Genomic DNA, 17,837 nt, shown 5'->3' with positions numbered 1-17,837 from the left:
GGAATCGGGATTCCGAGGGGAGTACGGCATGCTGTTGGATGTGGTGATCGACGGAGCCGACGTGCGCGAGGACGAACCGCACGCCGACCACGTCGGAGATCTCCTCCAGCAGATCGCGCAGGGCGACTCGGACGCCTTCACCCGGCTCTACGACATGCTGTCGCCGCGGGTGTTCGGTCTGATCCTGCGCGTGCTCGTCGACCGCTCCCAGAGCGAAGAAGTGCTCCAGGAGGTCTTCCTGGAAGTGTGGCAATCCGCTTCCCGCTTCGCCCCGAACAAGGGTCAGGGCAGAACGTGGGTGCTCACGATCGCACATCGCCGCGCGGTCGACCGGGTCCGGTCGTCGCAGTCGAGTTCCGATCGGGACATCCGTGTGGGCTATCGCGACCTCGGGGTCGCCCACGACACGGTCTCCGAGCACGTGGAGCTGCGCTTGGAAGCAGAAAAAGTCAATCGAGCGCTCGGAACCCTGCCGGATGCGCAGCGGGAGGCACTGACCCTCGCGTACTTCGGTGGTTACAGTCAGAGCGAAATCGCGGCGCTCGTGGGAGCGCCGCTCGGAACGATCAAGACCAGGATGCGGGACGGTCTCTCGCGACTGCGTGTGGAGATGGGGGTGACAACGTGAACGAACAGGAATTCGCCGAGCTTGCGGCCGGCTTCGCGCTCGACGCACTGTCCCCCGACGACGCGCAGGCGTTCGAGCAGGCGCGGATCGCGCATCCCGAGTGGGCTCACCATGTCGAGGACGCTCTCGAGTCCGCTGCGCTCCTCGCCGATGTCGTCCCCGCCGTCAGCCCGCCCGCGTCTGTCCGCGACACCCTCATGGCTCAGATCACCGGCGATGCCGCGATTGAGACGGAGATCTCCTCGGCCACCGGGCTGTTGGCCGCGGTGCAGGACACCTCGGCAAGTCCGAGCGCCGATGCTGCGCCGCCCGCCGGTCCTCGCACGGACGACCAGGACGCGCACCCCACCACGACGGGAGCGATCGCCGTCGTCCGACGCCGGTGGACGCGGGGCCTGCTTGCTCTCGCGGCGAGCTTCGTCCTCCTCGTCGCGCTCGGGTTCGGCGCCGCGTCGGTGAACGAGTATCTGAACCGTACTCCCGCTCAGGTGGCGCTCGCCGCCATCGAGGCCGCGCCCGATGCCGCCTCGGTGACCGCTGAGGCCGCCGACGGCGGTGTGGTGACGGCGCGCTGGTCGCCCTCGCTCGAGCAGGCGGTCGTCGTCACCGACGGCCTGCCGCAGCTCACCGACGATCAGGTCTTCGAGCTCTGGGTGCTCCGGGGTGATGAGGTCACCTCCGCAGGCACCTTCGAGCCCGCTCCCGGCGGGGAGGCCGTCGCGCTGCTGGAGGCGAGCTTCGAGCAGGGAGACACCATCGCGATGTCGGTCGAGCCCGCAGGCGGCTCTCCGACGGGTCTGCCCACATCCGACCCCCTGGTCGCGATCACCACCGACGCCTGAGACAGGCCGGCCCACGGGAGACGGGGGTAGCCTGGGGTGGGTGAGTGACGGATCGAGGGAATTCCACAAGCCGGTGCGCCGCCCCGCAGAGTTGTTCGATCGGGTGTTCGCCTCGCGCGATCCCGCTGAAGTCTCGCGGGTGGCCCACTCCACTGCTCAGGCCCTGCTGACACGGGTGCGCTCCGAGCCCACCGCCGAGATCGTGGATCGCCTCGTGGCCTTCACCGATCACCACGGGATCGACGACATCGCCGAGCTCTGGTCGCACGCGCCGGCGAAGAGCCTGCCGGGCGCGCTCTGGCGTCTGTACCTCCTGCAGCTCATGATCCACGACGACCCGCGTACCGCCGCACTGCTGTACGAGCGGGGGCGTGTGGAGCTCGCCTCGGCTGACGAGGTCATCGCCGGGGCTCCGACACCCGCCGGACCCGACGAGCTCGTCGAGCTCGTGGACACGCTGCTGCGCGGGCTCTTCCAGGGGGATTTCGCCGTCGCGCTGGAACGGGCCGCGGCGTTCTGCCGCGTGCAGGCGTCGGGGGCGAGCCACCTGGCGGACGACTACGAGACGACCGAACCCGACCGTGCTGCTGCGCTGACGACCCGGGCACTGCGCCTGACCGACTATGCGGCCGACCTGTCGGCCTGCGCGGGCCTGTGGCGCCGCGACGCGCTCACCTGAGCGGGAGACGTCAGTGCCGGGCCGCAGAACGCCTCTCGGCGCATGGCCGCTCGCAGCGGCAGAAGATGGAGCCCGGGGTTACTGCGGCCCGGCTAGAAGAGTCTAACCGACCTCGCGCGGGGGCTATTCCCGTCACCTTCCTTCCCTCACCTAGGCTCGAGGGATGACCCGGCGCCACGCCCTGCTGATCGACCCCGTCGCATCCGATGACGACCGCAGCGACTTCACCGCCACCCTCTCGGCTGTCGATCCGGCCGGACCGGTCCTGAGTCTCGGCGAGCTGAGCGCGCAGCGCGGCGACGGCGTCTTCGAATCCATCGGCGTCGTCGACGGGCACCCGCAGGAGGTCACGGCGCACCTGGAGCGCCTGGCGCATTCTGCGCGACTGTGCGACCTCCCGGCTCCGCACCTCGGTCAGTGGCGTGCGGCGGTGGCCGAGATCGCGACGCGATGCCCGGCAGGAGAGTACGTCATCAAGCTCATCCTGAGCCGGGGCGTCGACCACGGACCCGCACCGACGGCCTGGGTCACGGCGTCGCCCGCACCGGACTTCTCCCGGGCTCGCCGCGAGGGCGTGCGCGTGGTGACCCTCGACCGCGGTGTCGACAGCGGAGCCTCTGCCCGCGCACCCTGGCTGCTCCTCGGAGCGAAGACCCTGTCGTACGCGGTGAACATGGCCGCGATCCGCGAAGCGGGGCGCAGGGGAGCGGATGACGCCGTCTTCGTGTCATCCGACGGAATCGTCCTGGAGGCACCGACCGCATCGGTCATCGTCCGTTTCGGCGACCGCTTCGTCACCCCCGAGCCGGCAACGGGAATCCTCCACGGCACGACGCAGCTGAGCTTGTTCGCCTATCTCGCCGGACGGGGGTTCGACGTGGGATACGAGACCATCTCGGTCGATCGCCTGAGACACGCAGAGGGCGGATGGCTGGTCTCCAGCGTTCGGCTGGCGGCACCGATCGTCGCGGTGGACGACCGCGAGATCGCCCTGGACACCGCCCTGACGGCATCCATGACCGAGTACCTTCTGTCGCCGCGCGACTGACGACCGCGCCCCGCGCGACAGTGCTCTCGCCGCGCGACGGGCCGAGCCCCCCAGCAGGGCGCGCCGCGCGGCGGAGGTGTGCGAGGTCTTTATCCGAAGCGACCCGAGACGTAGTCCTCGGTGGCCTGCACCGACGGCGTCGTGAAGATCGTGGTGGTGTCGTCGTACTCGATGAGCTTGCCGGGCTTGCCGGTGCCGGCGATGTTGAAGAACGCCGTCTTGTCCGACACCCGCGACGCCTGCTGCATGTTGTGGGTGACGATGACGACGGTGTATTCGTTCTTCAGCTCGGCGATGAGCTCCTCGATGGCGTAGGTCGAGATCGGGTCGAGGGCCGAGCAGGGCTCGTCCATCAGCAGCACCTGCGGTGACACGGCGATGGCGCGCGCGATGCACAGACGCTGCTGCTGGCCGCCCGACAGGCTCGAACCGGGGCGCTCGAGGCGGTCCTTGACCTCGTTCCAGAGGTTGGCGCCCTTCAGCGACTTCTCGACCAGACCATCGGCATCGGATTTCGACAGCCGCTTGTTGTTCAGCTTCACCCCGGCCAGCACGTTGTCGCGGATCGACATCGTGGGGAAGGGGTTCGGCCGCTGGAACACCATGCCGATCTGACGCCGGACCAGCACCGGATCGACGTTCGAGCCGTACAGGTTGTCTCCGTCGAGCAGCACATCGCCTTCCACGCGAGCGCCGGGGATGACCTCGTGCATGCGGTTCAGCGTGCGTAGGAACGTCGACTTGCCGCAGCCCGACGGGCCGATGAACGCGGTGACACTGCGGGGCTCGATGTTAAGGGAGACGCCTTCGACGGCGAGGAAGTCGCCGTAGTAGACGTTCAGGTCGTTGACTTCGATGCTCTTGGACACGATTCCTCTGATTCGGGTGGAGAAGGGGGTCAGCGGCCCTTGGAGGGCGCGTAGAAGTTGGCGATCACGCGCGCGACGATGTTCAGCGCCATCACGATCAGGATGAGGACGAGGGCGGCAGCCCACGCGCGGTTGATGTACGCCTCGGCCGGGATGCCCTGGTTCATGAACTGTGTGTACGTGAACACCGGGAGGGTCATCATGCGCCCCTCGAACAGGTTGTAGTTCATGCTCGTGGTGAAGCCGGCGGTGATGAGAAGGGGCGCGGTCTCGCCGATGACGCGGGCGATCGAGAGCATGATGCCGGTGACGATGCCGCCGATCGCCGTGGGGAGGACCACCTTGGCGATGGTCAGCCACTTCGGTACGCCGAGGGCCAGCGACGCTTCACGCAGCTCGTTCGGCACGAGCCGCAGCATCTCCTCGCACGACCGGACGACGACGGGGATCATGAGTACCGACAGCGCGATCGCACCCATGATGCCGAGCCGGATGCCCTGGCCGAAGAAGATGACGAAGAGGGCGTAGGCGAACAGGCCTGCGACGATCGAGGGGATGCCGGTCATGACGTCGACGAGGAAGGTGATGCCCCGCGCCAGGCGCTTGCCGTCGCCGTACTCGACGAGGTAGATCGCGGTGAACAGCCCGATCGGGATCGAGATGACCGCGGCCGCGCCGGTGATGAGGAGGGTTCCCACGATGGCGTGGAGCGCGCCGCCGCCCTCGCCGACGACGTTGCGCATCGAGGAGGTGAAGAACTCTGCCGAGAGCCCTGCGATTCCGTTGGTGATCGCGGTGAAGGCGAGGGAGACCAGCGGCACCATCGCGATGGCGAAGGCGGTGGTGACGATGCCCGTCACGAGCCGGTCCACGGCCTTGCGGCGGCCTTCGACGAAGCTCGACACCACGGTGATCAAGACCAGGTAGGCCAGGGCTGCGACGACCGCGAAACCGGCGACGTTGAAGCTTCCCTCGGGGGCCAGGGCGAGGATGCCGAAGAAGATCAGGCTGAGCAGGATGCTCGCGCCGAGGATGCCCCAGGGAGCCCACTTCGGCAGGCGACCGGTGGTGATCCGCTGGTCGACGGCGAGCGGGGGAGCCGAGGGGGTCTCGGTCGGGGGAGCGGAGGTGAGGGCCATGTCAGTTCGCTCCCGAGAATTCCTTGCGCCGGCTGACGACCCAGCGGGCGAGCGCGTTGACGGCGAAGGTGACGATGAAGAGGATGAGGCCCGTCGCGATGAGGACGTTGACGTTGACCCCGTAGGCCTCGGGGAAGGTCAGCGCGATGTTCGCGGGGATCGTGCTGGGGTTCTCCGAGGTGAAGAGGCGGAACGTGACCACGCCGGTGGCGGAGAGCACCATGGCCACGGCCATCGTCTCGCCGAGGGCGCGGCCGAGACCCAGCATCGAGGCCGAGACGATTCCGGAGCGGCCGAAGGGGAACACCGCCATCCGCACCATCTCCCAGCGCGTGGCGCCGAGGGCGAGGGCCGCCTCCTCGTGGAGGACCGGGGTCTGCAGGAAGATCTCTCGACAGATGGCGGTGATGATCGGCGTCACCATGACGGTGAGCACCATCGCGGCGGTGAAGATCGTGCGGCCCGTGCCCGAGACGGGGCCGGCGAACAGCGGGAACCAGCCCGCGTTGTCCACGAGCCAGGTGTAGACCGGCTGCACGGCGGGCGCGAGGACGAGGATGCCCCAGAGGCCGAAGACGACCGACGGGACGGCAGCCAGGAGGTCGACGATGTAACCGAGGGTCTGCGCCAGGCGGCGCGGAGAGTAGTGGGAGATGAAGAGGGCGACCGCGACGGACAGCGGCACGGCCATCACGAGCGCGAGGAGGGAAGCCCAGAGGGTCCCGAAGGCAAGGGGCCAGACGTACGACCAGAAGGTCGAGGTCAGGATCGACGCGTTCTCGCTCGTGGCGGTGAGACCGGGGATCGACTGGACGATGAGGAAGATCGCGACCGCGGCGAGGGTCACGAGGATCATCGAGCCGGCGAAGAGTGCTGTTCCCGAGAACCAGCGGTCGCCGGGCCGCTGCTTCGGCTTCGCGCGGTCTTCGACCGCCGGGGGAGCCAGAGTGGTCATCTCATCCTGTTCTCGGGTGGGGTGCGGATGTTCTCCCGGGGGAGAGGAATGGTGTCCGACCCGCCGAAGCGGGTCGGACACCATCGTGTCACTCCGTGACGATCAGGTCGATCGCAGCCTGCATGGTCTCGCGCTGCGTGTCGGAGATCGGCGCAGAACCGGCGGCGGCCGCGGCCTCGTCCTGGCCCTCGGGGCTGATGGCGTACTCGAGGAAGCCCTTCACCAGCGGTGCCTGAGCCGGGTCCGCGTACTCCTCGCAGGCGATGCTGTACGCGACGAGGACGATGGGGTACGCAGCCTCGTCGGGCGTGCGGTCGATCGCGACGGCGAGGTCACCCTCGGTGCGTCCCTCTTCACGCGGCGACGCGTCGACGATGGCCGCAGCGGCCTCGGGCGAGAAGGCGATGAACTCATCCCCGACCTGCACGGAGACCTGACCGAAGCCCTCGGCGCGCGACGCGTCGGCGTAGCCGATGGTGCCGACGCCGCCCTCGACGGCGGCCACGACACCGGAGGTGCCCTGCGCGGCCTCGCCGGACTGCAGCGGCCACACGCCGTCGGGCTCATAGGTCCACACGTCGGGGGCTGCCTGGTAGAGGTAGTCGGTGAAGTTCTCGGTGGTGCCGGAGTCGTCGGCGCGGTGAACCGGGGTGATCTGCTGGTCGGGCAGCTCGACGCCCTCGTTGGTCGCGGCGATGGCCGGGTCGTTCCAGTTGGTGATCTCGCCCGCGAAGATGCCCGCGATGGTGGCGGCATCCATGTTCAGCTCCTCGACACCCTCGAGGTTGAAGATCACGGCGATGGGGGAGATGTACGCCGGCAGCTGGATGATGCCGGATCCGTCGACGCACCCGTCGAAGGGGCCCTCTGCGATCTCGTCGGCGGTGAAGGCGCGGTCGGATCCTGCGAAGGCGACCGCTCCGGCCTGGAACGAGTCACGGCCGGCGCCCGAGCCCGAGGGGTCGTAGCTGACGGTCACGTCGGGGTTGGCGGTCTGGAAACCGGCGCCCCACGTCTGGACCGCGACTTCCGAAGCGGAGGAACCCGCGCCGACGAGCTCGCCCGAGAGGGTCGACTCCGAGGCGTCGGAGGAGTCGCCGCCGGCGGGGGCGGTCTCGTTGGCGGCGCAGGCGGTGAGCGTCAGCGCCGCGACGGCCGCGACGGCGCCCAGCTGAGCAATGCGAGAGATCTTCACTGTGTGAATCCTTCGGGTTGGGGAATGGATGCCCGGTGCAGGGTCCGGAGGGCACGCTAAGCATCGACTCTTAAGAGAGTGCGCTGAGACGGTGAACGGCAGGTGAACGACCCCCTGCCCGCAGCGACCGGTCGCGTCACCTTCTCTCGCTACGATCCGAGGCATGCCCGAATCGGACCCGATCCCCCTCCACCCGGGGAACGATCGCCACCAGTCCGAGCTCGACCGTGCCGGCACCGCCCCGCCCGCTCGGACGCTGTGGGACATCGTCCGCGAGACCGCCGCCCGCCACCCCGAGGCCTCCGCGATCGATGACGGGTCGACCGCCCTCAGCTACCGCGAAACGGTGCGCACCGCCGGGCGTCTCGCGCTCCGGCTGCAGGGGGCAGGGGTGACGCGCGGTGATCGCATCGGAGTCCGGATCGCCTCCGGCTCCAAGGATCTGTATCTCGCGATCCTCGGGATCCTCGCCGCAGGAGCTGCGTACGTGCCGGTCGACGCCGACGACCCGGACGAGCGGGCCCGTCTGGTCTTCGGCGAGGCCCGGGTCGCCGGGATCCTCACCGACGGCCTGGTGTTCGTCGGCGATGACGTCGCGCGCCAGGCGTCGTCTCGTCCGGACGCCCCCGCCGGTCGGGGAGCTTCCCGGGTGCCGACCGACACCGCTGCGCTCGCACTGCTCGAGCCCCCGACGCCCGACGACGACGCGTGGGTCATCTTCACGTCCGGCTCCACAGGCGTGCCGAAGGGCGTCGCCGTCACGCACCGGTCGGCCGCGGCGTTCGTCGACGCCGAGGCGCGCCTGTTCCTCCAGGATGCGCCGCTCGGGCCCGACGACCGTGTGCTGGCGGGATTGTCGGTGGCCTTCGACGCCTCCTGCGAGGAGATGTGGCTCGCCTGGCGGCACGGCGCGTGCCTGGTTCCCGCGCCGCGTGCGCTCGTGCGGTCGGGTGAGGATCTCGCACCGTGGCTCATCCGGCAGGGGATCACCGTGGTCTCGACCGTACCAACGCTCGCGGCGATGTGGCCTCAGGATGCGCTGGAGAGCGTGCGGCTGCTGATCTTCGGCGGCGAGGCGTGCCCGCCCGAGCTCGCTGCGCGTCTGTCGGTGGAGGGACGCGAGGTGTGGAACACCTACGGCCCCACCGAGGCGACCGTGGTCGCCTGCGCAGCCCCGCTCGGCGGCGAGGGGCCGGTGCGGATCGGTCTGCCTCTGGACGGCTGGGCGCTCGCGGTCGTGGACGCCGAGGGCGTGCGGGTCGCGCCGGGCGAGATCGGCGAGCTGATCATCGGGGGCGTCGGCCTCGCCCGTTACCTCGACCCCGCCAAGGACGCCGAGAAGTACGCGCCGTTCGCAGAACTGGGCTGGGAACGGGCCTATCGATCGGGCGACCTCGTGCGGTACGACCCCGAGGGGTTGGTGTTCGTCGGTCGCGCCGACGACCAGGTGAAGGTGGGCGGCAGAAGGATCGAGCTCGGCGAGGTCGAGGCGGCACTGCAGGACATTCCCGGTGTCGCCGCGGCTGCGGCGGCCGTGCGCACCAGCGACGCCGGCGTCCCCCTCCTCGTCGGCTACCTCGTCGCCCCTGCGGATCTGGATCGGGGCGCTGCCCGCGCCTTCCTCACCGAGCGCCTTCCTGCGGCGCTCGTGCCGCTCCTCGCCGTCGTCGACGACCTTCCGGTACGCACCTCGGGCAAGGTCGACCGCGCTGCACTTCCCTGGCCGCTTCCGGGCGTCGAGCTGGATGTCAGCGACCTCTCACCGGATGAGGTGTGGCTGGCCGCGCAGTGGCAGGCAGTGCTCGGGATGCCGGTGGCCGACCGGGAGGCCGACTTCTTCGACCTGGGCGGCGGCTCGCTCGCTGCGGCTCAGCTGGTGTCGCGGCTGCGAGCCCGGGTGCCGGAGTTCTCCGTCGCCGACATCTACGACGTGCCCCGGCTCGGCGCGATGGCGAAGGCCGTCGGAGCCGTGGCCGAGGACGCCCGCACCGACTTCCATCGGCCGAGGCCGACCCCGCGCCGAACCCAGTGGGCGCAGACGCTGCTCGCGGTGCCGCTGTTCGTGCTCAGCGGCATCCGGTGGCTGCTGTACCTCCTCACCGCCTCGGCGCTTCTTCAGCTCGTCCCGGGATTCGAGGTGCTCCCGACCGCGCCGTGGCCGATGCTCCTGACGGGACTGCTCCTGTTCGCCACGCCCTTCGGTCGCATGGCGATCGCCGCCGCGGCGGCGCGACTGCTCCTCGCCGGGGTGAAGGCGGGCGATCACCCTCGCGGGGGCGGTGTGCATCTTCGGCTGTGGCTCGCCGAGCAGATCGCCGACCAGGTGGATGCGGTCGGGCTGGCCGGCGCCCCCTGGGTGGTCTACTACGCCAGGGCCCTCGGGGCCACGGTGGGCCGGGGCGTCGACCTGCACACCCTGCCGCCGATCACCGGCATGCTCGTCATCGGCGACGGTGCGGCGATCGAGCCGGAGGTGGATCTGACCGGCACCTGGATCGACGGCGACGTCGTGCGGATCGGACCGGTGCGCATCGGGGCGGATGCCACGGTCGGCGCGCGGTCGACGCTGGCCCCGGGCACCCGCATCGGACAGCGCGCCGAGATCGCACCCGGGTCCGCGGTGTTCGGGCGGGTCAAGGCCGATCAGTCGTGGGCCGGGTCGCCCGCTGTCCGGGTGGGGGAGATCGCGCCGGAGTGGCCGGTCGAGCGCGCCCCCGCGCCGACCCGGTGGCTGTGGGCCTACGCCGCGTCATCCGTTCTGCTGGCCCTCCTTCCGATCGTCGCGTTCGCCCTCGGTGGGCTGGTCGTGGCCGCGGGGATCCGAGGGGCGGATGACCTCGGCACCGCGTTCCTCGGCGCGCTCGCCCTCCTCGTCCCGGGAGTCCTCGTCGCCGGTGTCGTCTTCGCCGCCGCCGTGGTCATCGCGGTTCGCCTGCTGTCTCTCGGCCTCCGCGAGGGCACCTTCCCGGTGCGGAGTGCGAACGGTTGGCGCGCCTGGACCATCGAGCGACTGCTCGACTCCGCCCGCACGATCCTCTTCCCGCTCTACTCGAGCCTCTTCACGCCGGTGTGGCTCCGGCTCCTCGGCGCCCAGGTCGGGAAGGACGTCGAAGCGTCGACCGTGCTGCTTCTGCCGTCGATGACCCGCATCGAAGACGGGGCGTTCCTCGCCGACGACACGATGGTGGCGTCCTACGAGCTGCGGCGCGGCTGGGTGCGGATCGGCGCGGTGCGCATCGGCAAGCGCGCCTTCCTCGGCAACTCCGGCATGGCCGCGCCCGGGCACCGCGTGCCCCGCGACGGCCTCGTTGCGGTGCTGTCGTCCGCGCCGCGCAAGGCGAAGGCCGGATCGTCGTGGCTCGGCTCGCCGGCCGTGCGCCTGCGACGGGTCACCGCGGACGGAGACGACGCGCGCACCTACCACCCGCCGGTCCGGCTGCGCGTCGCACGGACGCTGTGGGAGCTGTGCCGGTTCGTGCCCGTCATCGTCACCTGCGGCATCGGGTTGGGGGTGCTCTTCGTCCTCGCCGCGCTGTGGGAGGCGGCCCCGATCGCCGCCCTGCTGCTCTCGGGTGTCGTGCTTCTGGCCGCAGGAGCCGCGGCAGCGCTCGTGACCACCGTGGCGAAGTGGCTCATCGTCGGATCGATCCGCGCGGGCGAGTCCCCCCTGTGGTCGAGCTTCGTCTGGCGCACCGAGGTGTCGGACACCTTCACCGAGATGGTCGCCGCACCCTGGTTCGCCCGGGCGGCCGCCGGCACTCCGGCCCTGGCCGTGTGGCTGCGAACCCTCGGGGCTCGAATCGGTCGGGGAGTGTGGTGCGACAGCTACTGGCTCCCCGAACCCGATCTGGTCACCCTCGGCGACGGCAGCACGGTCAATCGCGGGTGCGTCGTGCAGACCCACCTGTTCCATGATCGAATCATGAGTATGGACACGGTCACCCTCGAGCCCGGCGCGACCCTCGGTCCGCATAGCGTCATCCTGCCGGGCGCGGTGATCGGCTCGCACGCGACGGTCGGCCCGGCGTCTCTGGTGATGCGCGGCGAGGCCGTGCCCGTGGGGTCACGATGGAGCGGAAATCCGATCGGACCCTGGCGTGCGGTGAAGGTGCGCGCCTACCAGTCGACCTCGTGATGTCCCCGATCTCGTGACCCCGGTCTCGGTCTACACCCCCGACAGCGGGGACGCCGCCTTCGACGTCGAGTCGTACGACCTCGACCTGACGTACCGCGTGCGCACCAACCGCCTCGACGGGCGGGCGCTTCTGAACGCCGTCGCGGCCCTCTCGACGCGTCAGGTGCGCTTGGATCTCGTCGGCCTGCGGGCGGTCTCGGTGCGCGTGGACGGCGACCCGGTGGCGTTCCGTCAGGACTCCCGCGCTCTTCACCTCACCCTGGCCGCGCCGTTGGAACCGGGGGAGCGGTTCTCCATCGACGTCGCCTACGGCGGTGCACCGCGACCGCGCCGAACCCGCTGGGGGACGCTCGGGTGGGAGGAGCTCGATGACGGCGCGCTCGTCGCCGCGCAGCCCACCGGTGCGCCGACCTGGTTCCCGTGCAACGACCGCCCCGACGACCGGGCGACCTACCGCGTGACCCTGGCGACGGACGCGCCGTACCGCGCCATCGCGACCGGGGTGCCGGTGGACGTCCGGCGCCGCGGACGGCTCGAATCCCGCACCTTCGAGCTGCGCGTTCCGACGCCGACCTACCTCGTGGCCGCGCACGTCGGGCGCTTCACCACCAGCGCGGTGACCATTCCGGGTGTGGTGGCGGAGCTGGTCCATCCCCCCGAACTCGCCGAACGCGCCGGGCGGGCTTTCGCTCCGCTGCCGCGGATGATGGCGGTCTTCGAGGATGTCTTCGGCGCCTACCCCCAGGAGCGCTGCGCGATGGTCGTCACCCCGGACGTCCTGGAGATCCCGCTAGAGGCACAGGGGATGGCGCTGTTCGGCGTCAACCACCTCGCGCCGTCGTTCGAGCGCCTCATCGCCCACGAGCTCGCCCACCAGTGGGTGGGCAACAGCGTCGGTCTCCGCGACTGGAGCGACATCTGGCTGAACGAGGGGTTCGCCTGCTACGCCGAGTGGTTGTGGTCCGAGCGCTCCGGCGGGGCGAGCGCGGACGCCCACGCCGCCGCGCACTGGGAGCGGGTGGCCGCCGAGCCGGCCGATCTGATCCTCGCCGATCCCGGTCCGGAGGCGATGTTCGACGATCGCGTCTACAAGCGCGGAGCGCTGACGCTGCACGCGCTGCGCTCCGCCGCCGGCGACCCGGCGTTCTTCCGCTTCCTGCGGCGCTGGACCACCGTGCACCGCCACCAGGTGGTCGGCACCCACGAGTTCCGTCTCGCCGTCGCCGAGTCGTTCGGGCCCTCCGGGGAAGCGCTCCTCTCGCGCTGGATCGACGGCGTCGCCCTCCCGCGGCGTCACTGACGGAGGATCGCCGCGCTGACGACGAGATCCGAGGTCGCCAGGACGTCCCATCCCTCGGCCGGCCCGCGGCGGCCGGGGAGCGTCGCCGACCAGGTGCCGTCCGGCCTCTCGCGCACGACGACGCGCCCAGGGTCCACGGCGAGGCCCCGGCCGTCCGCTTTCAGCGCCGCCTCGATCCGGGTCCACTCGCGGACGGTGCCGCGCCGTCCCGGAACGGGCACCCCGTCCCATCCGGCCCTGTCGCGTACGGGATCGAGCCGCGCTTCGGCATCGATGCCGAACCCGAGGGTCCCCGCGGCGGGCGTGACGGCCGCGACCGCGATGCGTCCGGCATAGGCCACCGATCCGCGCAGGTCCGTGCCCTCCAGCACGATCTCACCGTGCGGGCCGCCGCAGCGAGGACAGGGGTTGCGGACGCGAAGAGCCGGTGGGTCTCCGGCCAGTTCGGCGATCATGCCCCAGGCGACGTCGCGACGCGGCATCCCCTCGGGCACGCGCGCCCAGCGAACGGCGAATCCGGATGGATGCGACCGCGCAGCCCTCATCGCGCCCGACCTGCGATCACTGCGCGGGCGTGAAGGTCTCGATCGAGAGGAGGCCGGAACCCGGTGCGTCGGCGGAGACATGGAGGATGGAGTACCCGGCCGGCTCGAGCGGCGGTGTCTTGGCCAGCATCCCAGGAAGCGTCCCCGTCGCGAGCACGACCTCACTGAGGATCGTGGGCAGCACCGGGCGGTGACTCACGAGGACGACGGGCCTGCGACTGCGGACCCGCTCGCCGATGACCCGGCGCACGTCCGCCGATCCCTCGTCCCAGGCGTCCTCGCTGATGTTCCGGCAGAGCTCCACCTTCCGCCCGGCCGCGGCGGCGAAGGGGGCGACCGTCTTGACGCAGCGGACGGCGGGACTGGAGAGCACCTGTCGGACGCCGAACGCCTGCAGCTGGCCGACGAGTGCCGTGGCCTGGCGCTTGCCCCGCACGGTCAGCGGCCGGTCGGTGTCCTTTCCGTCCCAGTCCTCCCGCGCGAGCGCCTTGCCGTGCCGGAGGACCACGACCGGGAACGTCCGCGGCGGATCGCCCTCGCGGAGGGCGAGGAACCGCTCGAGGATGTCGATGTCGACCGGGTAGCTGAGCAGCTTCAGCGCCTTCTTCGGCGACCGCCACTCCAACGCTGCGATCTCGCGATTCGGCACGAACGAGGAGGTGCGGATGGCCGTCTCGGTCGCCTCCGCCGCCCAGTAGTGCACCACCTTCTCGCGCTTGCTCGGCAGGTGATAACGGGACACTCCGACGGGTGCGCCGAGGCTCACCTTGATCCCGGTCTCCTCGTGGATCTCGCGCGCCGCCGTCTCGGGGAGGGTCTCGCCCGGGTCGACCTTGCCCTTCGGGAGCGTGATGTCGCGGTATTTCGTGCGATGGATGAGGAGGATCCGAAGCTTCCCCTCCACCAGGCGCCAGACCACGCCGCCTGCCGCCCAGACCGTGTCGGCCGTCATCGCACCGCCCGTGCGCGCCGACGGCGCTGCACGTTCGTCATGGTCCGGTCCTGCAGATCGATCAGTGCCTTGCCGTCCTCGTCTCGGCTGTGGCGGGTCCACTCGCCCTCGGGGCCGAGCCACCAGGAACTCGTCCGGTCGTTCATCGCGAGGTCGAACAGGTCGGAGAGCTCCTTCAGATGCTGTTCGGCCGTGACGCGGACGAGCGCCTCGACACGTCGGTCGAGGTTGCGGTGCATCATGTCGGCGCTGCCGATGAAGACCTGCGGGTCGCCGTCGTGCTCGAACGAGAAGATGCGCGAGTGCTCCAGGTAGCGGCCCAGGATGCTGCGGACGGTGATGTTCTCGCTCATGCAGGGCACACCGGGCTTGAGCGAGCAGATGCCGCGCACCCAGATGTCCACGGGCACGCCGGCCTGGCTCGCCCGGTAGAGGGCGTCGATGATCTGTTCGTCGACCATGGAGTTGACCTTGATCCGGATGCGGGCGGGCTTTCCCGCCAGCGCATTCCGGCGCTCCCTGTCGATCAGGCGCAGCAGACCCTTGCGCAGGTGCAGGGGAGCGACGAGGAGGCGCTTGAACTTCTTCTCGATCGCGTAGCCCGAGAGCTCGTTGAACAGGCGCGTGAGATCGCGCCCGACCTGATCGTTGGCGGTGAACAGGCCGAAATCCTCGTAGATCCGGCTGGTCTTGGGGTTGTAGTTGCCGGTGCCGACGTGGCTGTACGAGCGCAGCACCCCGTCCTCCTCGCGGATGACGTGGGCGAGCTTGCAGTGGGTCTTCAGCCCCACCAGGCCGTAGACGACGTGGACGCCGGCCTTTTCGAGCTTGCGCGCCCAGACGATGTTGGCCGCCTCGTCGAACCGCGCCTTGACCTCGACCAGAGCCAGCACCTGCTTGCCGGCTTCGGCCGCGTCGATCAGGGCCTGCACGATCGGGCTGTCTCCCGAGGTGCGGTACAGCGTCTGCTTGATGGCGAGCACGTGCGGGTCTTTGGCCGCCTGCTCGAGGAACGCCTGCACGCTGGTCGCGAAGGATTCGTACGGGTGATGGACCAGCACGTCGGCTTTGCGGATGGCGGAGAAGATGTCGGCGCGTTCGTTGTTGTCGCCGGGCTGGAACGCCACCGCCGTGGTGGGCAGGTGCGGCTTGTAGTGCAGCTCGGGGCGGTCGATCCGCGACAGATCGAAGAGCCCTCGCAGGTCCAGCGGCCCCGGAAGGCGATAGACCTCCTGGGCGGTGATGTCGAGCTCGCTGAGGAGGAGGTCCAGCGTCAGATCGTCCATGTCCTCGGTGACCTCGAGGCGGATGGGCGGGCCGAACCGGCGGCGCAGGAGCTCGGCCTCGAGCGCCTGGATGAGGTTCTCGGTCTCATCCTCCTCGATCGTCATGTCCTCGTTGCGGGTGAGGCGGAAGGCGTGATGGTCGAGGATCTCCATGCCGGGGAAGAGATCGTCCAAGTTGTGGGCGATCAGGTCCTCCAGCGGCAGGTAGCGCACGCGCTCGCCGTCTCGGGCGACCTCGACGAACCGCGGCAGCATTGGCGGCACCTTCAGTCGCGCGAACTCTTGCCGACCCGTGCGGGCGTTGCGGATGCGGATGGCGAGGTTCAGCGACAGGCCGGAGATGTAGGGGAAGGGATGGGCCGGGTCCACCGCGAGAGGCATGAGCACGGGGAAGACCTGCGCCTGGAAGAAGTCGTACAGGGCGGTGCGCTCATCGGCGCTGAGATCGTCGTACGAGAGAATCTCGATCCCCTTCTCGGAGAGCCCCGGCCGTACCAGGCTCGTCCAGGCGTCGGCGTGCCGGAGCTGGAGGTCATGCGCCGCCGAGGAGATGTCGGCCAGCACCTCCTGGGGGGAGCGACCGACATTGGTGGGGACCGCGAGGCCGGTGATGATGCGTCGCTTCAGCCCTGCGACGCGCACCATGAAGAACTCGTCGAGGTTGCTGGCGAAGATGGCCAGGAAGTTCGCCCGCTCGAGCACCGGGAGCGAGGGGTCTTCGGCGAGCTCGAGGACCCGCTGATTGAACGCGAGCCAGCTCAGCTCGCGATCGAGGTACCGATCGTCGGGGAGCTCGGAGTCGAATGCCTCGGGAACGTCGAAGTCGTCGTCATCCGCATCGCCGAGGCCGGCGTCGAGCACGTCGTGTTCGATCATCCCCACATCATTGCAGGGAGAGGTGTCGGTCGCGTGAACAGACCCGTGCCCGACCCGCGGTCCCCCGGTCCCGACGGGCGGTCAGGCCTCCGTGCGCTCCCGGTTCGCCGTCCGGTCGCGGGGGGCGGGGACCTGGTCGTCCTCGTAGACGTTGAACCGATAGCCGACGTTGCGCACCGTGCCGATCAGCTGCTCCAGATCGCCGAGCTTCGCCCGCAGTCGCCGGACGTGCACGTCGACGGTGCGGGTACCCCCGAAGTAGTCGTAGCCCCACACCTCGCTCAGCAGCTGCTCGCGGGTGAACACCCGCGAGGGGTGCGTGGCGAAGAAGTGCAGGAGCTGGAACTCCTTGTAGGTCAGATCCAGTGGTTTGCCGTGCACCTTGGCGGAGTACGACGACTCGTCGATGCTGATGCCGGAGGTCTGGATGCGGGTGGAGACCTGCTCCTTGGAGACCCGGCCGATCGCCAGGCGGACGCGGGCGTCGACTTCGGCGGGGCCCGCGGTGACCAGGATGACGTCGTCGACCCCCCAATCGGTGGACACCGCCGTCAGGCCGCCCTCGGTGACGACGAGGACGAGGGGTGCGTCCAGGCCCGTGGTGTTGAGGATCTTGCAGAGCGACTTGGCGCCGACGAGGTCGACGCGGGCGTCGACGAAGATGACGTCGGCTGCGGGGGCGTTGACGAGCTGAGCCGGTTCGGCGGGGATGAGCCGCACGCGATGACTGAGCAGTTCGAGGGCAGGCAAGACAGGTCCTGCTCCCTGCGTGGAGCTCAACACCAGAAGCTGTGCCACTCGCTGGACCGTCCTCCCGACGCTCTGCGGCGTCGTGCACTTTGACTTCACGTCGTGAAGCCCAGTGTAGAGCGTGGCGAGATCCGGCCCGACGCGGTCGGCGTGCGGGGGTGTTCTCGCCTCGGCGATAGGACACAATGAAGGAGATGTCCGAGATCGAGCTCGTTCCCCGTCGCACCATCGGCGGGGTCATCGCCGTGTGGGTGTTCGCGGCGGTCGCCGGAGTGGCGATCGGGGTGCTCGTCCCGGTGGAGTGGCGGGCCGCGTGGTTGACGGTCAGCCTCGGCGGCTGCCTGATCCTCGCCTTCGCGGTGCAGCTGTGGTACGGGCGTTCCCAGGGTTTCACGGAGCGCGTGGCGGCCAGCGTCCTCGGCGCCCTGCTGGTGCTGGGCGTGCTGAGCATGGGCTTCGCGCTCGCTGCCGTCGTGACGGGCTAGCCTCCGCGGGCGGCGCTAGAGTGGGGCGTATGGACCTCCTTGCGCTGGAAATCTTCTACCTGGGGTTGCTGGGTCTCGCGTCGGTCGCGATCGCGTTCGTGTCGGCCGTCGTGATCAAGAACCTCTACCGCGGTCAGCGCTGACGAGCCGTTC

15 protein-coding genes are annotated in these 17,837 nt (G+C 69.9%); 7 read left to right on the top strand and 8 right to left on the bottom strand.

Annotated elements, in window-relative coordinates; genetic code table 11:
• Nucleotides 1–28 precede the first annotated feature (28 nt).
• The 4 genes from sigK (at nucleotide 29) to FBY40_RS13680 (ending at nucleotide 3,197) form a co-directional block, all read left to right on the top strand.
• Complete coding sequence (gene sigK / locus FBY40_RS13695; RefSeq protein WP_200829990.1) at nucleotides 29–628, top strand: ECF RNA polymerase sigma factor SigK; 600 nt, start codon at nucleotides 29–31, stop codon at nucleotides 626–628.
• Nucleotides 625–1,470: an anti-sigma factor gene (locus FBY40_RS13690; protein ID WP_141939351.1), complete on the top strand. Its 846-nt coding sequence runs from the start codon at nucleotides 625–627 to the stop codon at nucleotides 1,468–1,470. Before sigK ends, FBY40_RS13690 begins: the two co-directional genes overlap by 4 nt.
• A 40-nt stretch (nucleotides 1,471–1,510) precedes the next feature.
• On the top strand, nucleotides 1,511–2,149 hold the full coding sequence (locus FBY40_RS13685) for a DNA-directed RNA polymerase subunit beta (protein WP_141939350.1): 639 nt from the start codon (nucleotides 1,511–1,513) through the stop codon (nucleotides 2,147–2,149).
• A gap of 163 nt (nucleotides 2,150–2,312) precedes the next feature.
• Nucleotides 2,313–3,197, top strand: coding sequence for an aminotransferase class IV (locus FBY40_RS13680; RefSeq protein WP_141939349.1), 885 nt, complete (start codon nucleotides 2,313–2,315; stop codon nucleotides 3,195–3,197).
• Nucleotides 3,198–3,286: 89 nt separating this feature from the next.
• On the opposite strand, the gene pstB is transcribed toward FBY40_RS13680, so the two are convergent.
• The 4 genes from pstB to pstS form a co-directional block, all read right to left on the bottom strand.
• On the bottom strand, nucleotides 3,287–4,066 hold the full coding sequence (gene pstB, locus FBY40_RS13675) for a phosphate ABC transporter ATP-binding protein PstB (RefSeq protein WP_141939348.1): 780 nt from the start codon (nucleotides 4,064–4,066) through the stop codon (nucleotides 3,287–3,289).
• A 29-nt stretch (nucleotides 4,067–4,095) separates the two neighbouring features.
• Nucleotides 4,096–5,205 carry a phosphate ABC transporter permease PstA gene (gene pstA / locus FBY40_RS13670; RefSeq protein ID WP_141939347.1) on the bottom strand — a complete coding sequence of 370 codons (1,110 nt, stop codon included), beginning with the start codon at nucleotides 5,203–5,205 and terminating at the stop codon, nucleotides 4,096–4,098.
• A gap of 1 nt (nucleotide 5,206) precedes the next feature.
• The gene (gene pstC, locus FBY40_RS13665; protein WP_141939346.1) at nucleotides 5,207–6,160 is read right to left on the bottom strand and encodes a phosphate ABC transporter permease subunit PstC; all 954 of its coding nucleotides are present in this window, start codon (nucleotides 6,158–6,160) and stop codon (nucleotides 5,207–5,209) included.
• Nucleotides 6,161–6,248: 88 nt separating this feature from the next.
• Complete coding sequence (gene pstS, locus FBY40_RS13660; protein WP_141939345.1) at nucleotides 6,249–7,355, bottom strand: phosphate ABC transporter substrate-binding protein PstS; 1,107 nt, start codon at nucleotides 7,353–7,355, stop codon at nucleotides 6,249–6,251.
• A 163-nt stretch (nucleotides 7,356–7,518) separates the two neighbouring features.
• Here pstS and FBY40_RS13655 point away from each other — a divergent pair, with 163 nt between their 5' ends.
• Entirely contained in the window at nucleotides 7,519–11,490 is a 3,972-nt protein-coding gene (locus FBY40_RS13655) for a Pls/PosA family non-ribosomal peptide synthetase (protein ID WP_141939344.1), read from the top strand.
• Between the two features lie 13 nt (nucleotides 11,491–11,503).
• Nucleotides 11,504–12,790 carry a M1 family metallopeptidase gene (locus tag FBY40_RS13650; RefSeq protein WP_141939343.1) on the top strand — a complete coding sequence of 429 codons (1,287 nt, stop codon included), beginning with the start codon at nucleotides 11,504–11,506 and terminating at the stop codon, nucleotides 12,788–12,790.
• On the opposite strand, the gene FBY40_RS13645 is transcribed toward FBY40_RS13650, so the two are convergent.
• The 4 genes from FBY40_RS13645 to FBY40_RS13630 form a co-directional block, all read right to left on the bottom strand.
• Nucleotides 12,784–13,161 carry a hypothetical protein gene (locus FBY40_RS13645; RefSeq protein WP_160141401.1) on the bottom strand — a complete coding sequence of 126 codons (378 nt, stop codon included), beginning with the start codon at nucleotides 13,159–13,161 and terminating at the stop codon, nucleotides 12,784–12,786. The two genes, FBY40_RS13650 and FBY40_RS13645, sit on opposite strands and share 7 nt — an antisense overlap.
• Before the next feature lie 190 nt (nucleotides 13,162–13,351).
• Nucleotides 13,352–14,287: an NUDIX hydrolase gene (locus FBY40_RS13640; protein WP_141939341.1), complete on the bottom strand. Its 936-nt coding sequence runs from the start codon at nucleotides 14,285–14,287 to the stop codon at nucleotides 13,352–13,354.
• On the bottom strand, nucleotides 14,284–16,449 hold the full coding sequence (locus FBY40_RS13635; RefSeq protein ID WP_141939340.1) for an RNA degradosome polyphosphate kinase: 2,166 nt from the start codon (nucleotides 16,447–16,449) through the stop codon (nucleotides 14,284–14,286). The genes FBY40_RS13640 and FBY40_RS13635 overlap by 4 nt, the downstream gene beginning before the upstream one ends.
• An 81-nt stretch (nucleotides 16,450–16,530) precedes the next feature.
• On the bottom strand, nucleotides 16,531–17,247 hold the full coding sequence (locus tag FBY40_RS13630; RefSeq protein ID WP_124293813.1) for a winged helix-turn-helix domain-containing protein: 717 nt from the start codon (nucleotides 17,245–17,247) through the stop codon (nucleotides 16,531–16,533).
• Nucleotides 17,248–17,393: 146 nt separating this feature from the next.
• Between FBY40_RS13630 and FBY40_RS13625 the strand changes: the two genes are divergently transcribed.
• Nucleotides 17,394–17,684, top strand: a complete 291-nt coding sequence (locus FBY40_RS13625) for a hypothetical protein (protein WP_141939339.1) — start codon at nucleotides 17,394–17,396, stop codon at nucleotides 17,682–17,684.
• The last annotated feature ends 153 nt before the right edge of the window (nucleotides 17,685–17,837 follow it).

Origin of the sequence: Microbacterium sp. SLBN-154, assembly GCF_006715565.1 — a bacterium.
Lineage (GTDB): Bacteria > Actinomycetota > Actinomycetes > Actinomycetales > Microbacteriaceae > Microbacterium.
Note: the sequence above shows the minus strand (reverse complement) of the source record. Positions and strands in the feature narration are given on the sequence as shown.